This window comes from Nonomuraea basaltis, assembly GCF_005893125.1.
Lineage (GTDB): Bacteria > Actinomycetota > Actinomycetes > Streptosporangiales > Streptosporangiaceae > Nonomuraea > Nonomuraea basaltis.
The window spans coordinates 1-3,438 of record NZ_VCJS01000463.1; the positions used below are offsets into that span (position 1 = coordinate 1).

Here is a 3,438-nt window from a genome sequence, read left to right on the forward strand (position 1 = left end):
GGGCCGGCGGGCCGCCGCCTCCGCCGTGCTGGCGCGGATGGGTGGTGAGCCCCTGGGGGAGGCGCCGGGGCAGGCGTGGGAGCGCGGCCGCTTCTCCGCCCCGTACCTGCGCGACTCGCTGCTCGCGGCCGGCGCCACCGTCGAGACGCTCGAGACCGCCGGGTTCTGGTCGAATCTGCCGCGGCTCTACGACGCGGTGCGGCTGGCCCTGCTCGGCGAGCTCGGCTCGCCGCTGGTCATGTGCCACATCTCGCACGTGTACGAGACCGGCGCCTCGCTGTACTTCACCGTCGTGACCCCGCAGGAGGACGACCCCGTGGCGCAGTGGGAGCGGGCCAAGGCGGCGGTGAACGCGGCCGTCGTCGAGGCGGGCGGCACGATCACGCACCATCACGGGGTCGGTCGCGATCACCGGGACGCCTACGCCGCCGAGCTCGGCCCGGTCGGCGTCGCCGTCATGGGGGCGGTCAAGTCCCGGCTCGACCCGGCCGGGATACTCAACCCCGGCGTGCTCATTCCCGGTCGTCCGGGGGAGGGATGATCCGGTCGGCCTCGGCCAGGGTCTCGGCGGCCTCGCTGTAGCGGTGGAGGGCCTCCAGCGCGGCGGCGAGGGCGCGCAGCGAGACCTCCAGCGGGCCGCCGCCCAGCGAGCGGGTGAGCGCCACCGCCTCCTGCGCCAGCGGCAGCGCCTCCATGGCCCGGCCCCGCTTGAGCTGCATCTTCGCCGCCGTGCGCAGGCAGCGCGCCAGCAGCGCCGTGTGCTCGCCGTGGGACTCCCTGACCAGGGCCCGGCTCCGCGCGATGGCCTCCCTCACGCTGTTGAACGCCGCGCCTTTCCACCGGCGGGTCTGGGCATAAGCGAGCAGACCCTCGATGGCATCCACGGCGGAAGCGCCTTTCCGGGTCGCGTCGTCCGGGCCGTTACGCGTCATGGGAGCCTCCCGTCGGTGGGTCCCAACCGCTTGCTTGGGGGGTGAGGTTACACCATTGCCTTCTCTGTCGTACGGAGTGTTCAGGATGCGCGAATGGTAGATCACGGTAAAGATGTGGTCATGGTTGAAGTAGCGGCCGAGCGTGGAAAACAGCTTTCGTCACGGGTGTCAGAGGAAGGGGCCGGATGGGCCTGCTCGCAGATCGGTACGTTCGCCCAGCTCAGACCGGATAATCATGGGTTCAGCTGGCTGAATTTGCGGACGCTCTGGCTCTCCCGCAACGAGGTCCTCGCCGGGCTGTTCGGTGATCCCTCGGGGGAGGTCCGGGGGCGGTGGGTGGCGTCCCAGGAAGCGCGCGGGATTGACCCGGAATTTCGTATCAAACCCCCCGTCGGGGGAAATTTCAGTTTCCTTCTCCTTGGCGATACCGGTGAGGGCGACGCCTCCCAGTACGCCGTCGTTCCTGGAATGCTGAAAGTCGGCGAGAGAACATCGTTCGCCATCATCGCCAGCGACGTGATCTACCCGATCGGATCGGGCAACGAGTACGGGGACAAGTTCTTCCGCCCGTACAAGGACTATGACGCTCCCATCTACGCCATTCCGGGGAACCACGACTGGTACGACGGGCTCGGCGGCTTCATGCGGGTCTTCTGCGACGCGCCGCCGCTCAAGCCCAAGCCGGACCGCGGGCCGCGCGGGCTGCTGTGGCGCAAGCCGGAGACCATCGACGAGGCGCGGCTGGCCGAGGCGCGCTCGCTCAGGGGCAAGCCGGCGCAGCAGGCCACGCAGCCGGGGCCGTACTGGGCGATCGAGAGCGACAGCCTGCTGATCGTCGGCGTGGACACCGGCATCAGGAACGTGATCGACAAGGCGCAGACCGCGTGGCTGCGGCGCGTCTCGCTCGACCCGAGGCCGAAGATCCTCGTGACCGGCAAGCCCATCTACACCGGCAACGCCTACAAGCCGTCACCCCTGGAGGAGGGCGGCACGATCGACGACATCGTGCGCGACCCGGCGCACCGGTACGTCGCGGCCATCGGCGGAGACGTGCACAACTACCAGCGCTATCCGGTCAAGGTGGGCGACCGGGTCATCCAGTACGTCGTCGCGGGCGGCGCCGGCGCGTTCATGCACGCCACGCACACGATCGGCCGGGTCGACGTGGCGGGGGTGCACGAGGACGACTTCAAGTGCTACCCGCTGCGCGGCGACTCGCTGTCGTTCTACAGCCAGCTCTACGCGCGCCGGCTGCGGATGAAGTGGCTCTACCTCACGCCGAACGAGGCCCTGTGCATCATGTCGGAGCGCATCAAGAACAAGCCCGTCAGGACCCCCGCGGGTCCCGTGAAGATCACGCGCCGGATGCGGTGGGCCGCTCGGCTGCTCGGGGCCTGGGCGTGGCCGTTCCGGCTGCCCGTGGACCGGGTGTTCCATCGTTTCCTGTCCGAGCTGTCCGACTGGGACACGCCGCCGTTCTTCAAGCAGTTCCTGCACATGTCGGTCACACCCGAGGAGCTGACGCTGCGGTGCTTCGCCGCCACCGGCTGCCTGGCGCAGGAGGTCGAGCCGCCGCTGGAGGACGAGGTGCGTATCAGCTTGTCGTAGCCGTTTTGTCGGAGGCGTTTGGCACCCTGGACGATGTGCATGTCGTGGTCGCCGGAGAGACGGTGCTCCCGGTCGGGGGCGCGGCTCGCCGTGCCGCCGATCTGGCGGGAGCCGTGCGCGAGATCGAGGCGGCCGAGCGTCCGCGGTGGGTGTGGGCCGACACGCGGGAGACGTACCCGCCGCTGCTCCGGGCGGGCGTGCGGGTCGCGCGCTGCCACGACATCGCGCTCACCGAGGCGCTGCTGCTCGCGTACGAAGGCCGCTACGGCGAGAGCCGCACGGCCCGGGCGGTGCACGCCAGGCTGCACGGGCTGCCGGAGCCCGATGACCAGCCGGACGTGCCGGGCACGCTGTTCGCGCCCGAGCCGCTCGGCGCGGAGGCGGTGGCCGAGGTGCTGGCCGATCAGCTGCGGCGGATCGAGGCGCTGCCGGCGCCGGGCCGCTTCCGGCTGCTGGTCGCGGCCGAGTCGGCGGGGGCGCTCGTCGCGGCCGAGATTTCGCACGACGGGATGCCGTGGCGCAGGGACGTGCACGACGCGCTGCTGACCGAGTTGCTCGGGCCGCGGCCGGTGCACGGCATGCGGCCCGCCAAGCTGCAGGCGCTGGCCGGCGAGGTGGCGGCGGCGTTCGGGCATCCGGTCAACCCGGACTCGGTGCAGCAGCTCGTCAAGGCGTTCAAGGGGGCGGGGGTGGCGCTGAAGACGACCCGGTCGGGGGAGCTGAAGCAGATCGACCATCCCGCGGTGGCGCCGTTGCTGGCGTACAAGGAGCTGGCCCGGCTGTTCAGCTTCCACGGGTGGGTTTGGGCCGATCAGTGGGTGCGGGACGGGCGGTTCAGGGCCGAATACGTGGTGGGCGGCGTCGTGTCCGGGCGGTGGGCCACCAGCGGGGGCGGGGG

At 70.9% G+C, this 3,438-nt stretch carries 3 protein-coding genes and 1 pseudogene; 3 read left to right on the forward strand and 1 reads right to left on the reverse strand.

Features of this window, described 5'->3' with window-relative positions; genetic code table 11:
- On the forward strand, positions 1-541 hold a 541-nt coding region (locus EJK15_RS68310; RefSeq protein WP_276615623.1), incomplete at its 5' end, for an FAD-linked oxidase C-terminal domain-containing protein.
- Here EJK15_RS68310 and EJK15_RS68315 read toward each other — a convergent pair.
- Positions 513-932 (reverse strand): hypothetical protein, encoded by a 420-nt coding sequence (locus EJK15_RS68315; RefSeq protein WP_138720774.1) that lies wholly within the window; start codon positions 930-932, stop codon positions 513-515. The two genes, EJK15_RS68310 and EJK15_RS68315, sit on opposite strands and share 29 nt — an antisense overlap.
- Positions 933-1,400: 468 nt before the next feature.
- On the opposite strand from EJK15_RS68315, the gene EJK15_RS68320 reads away from it, so the two are divergent.
- Together EJK15_RS68320 and EJK15_RS68325 are read left to right on the forward strand one after the other, a co-directional pair.
- Positions 1,401-2,540, forward strand: coding sequence for a metallophosphoesterase family protein (locus EJK15_RS68320; protein WP_338089980.1), 1,140 nt, complete (start codon positions 1,401-1,403; stop codon positions 2,538-2,540).
- A 5-nt stretch (positions 2,541-2,545) separates the two neighbouring features.
- Positions 2,546-3,438: pseudogene (locus tag EJK15_RS68325) on the forward strand (bifunctional 3'-5' exonuclease/DNA polymerase); the annotation flags it as partial.

Excerpts from the sequence above, each read along its gene's own strand:
- EJK15_RS68315 (WP_138720774.1), bottom strand. The coding sequence starts at position 932 with ATGACGCGTAACGGCCCGGACGACGCGACCCGGAAAGGCGCTTCCGCC.
- EJK15_RS68320 (WP_338089980.1), top strand. The coding sequence starts at position 1,401 with ATGCTGAAAGTCGGCGAGAGAACATCGTTCGCCATCATCGCCAGCGAC.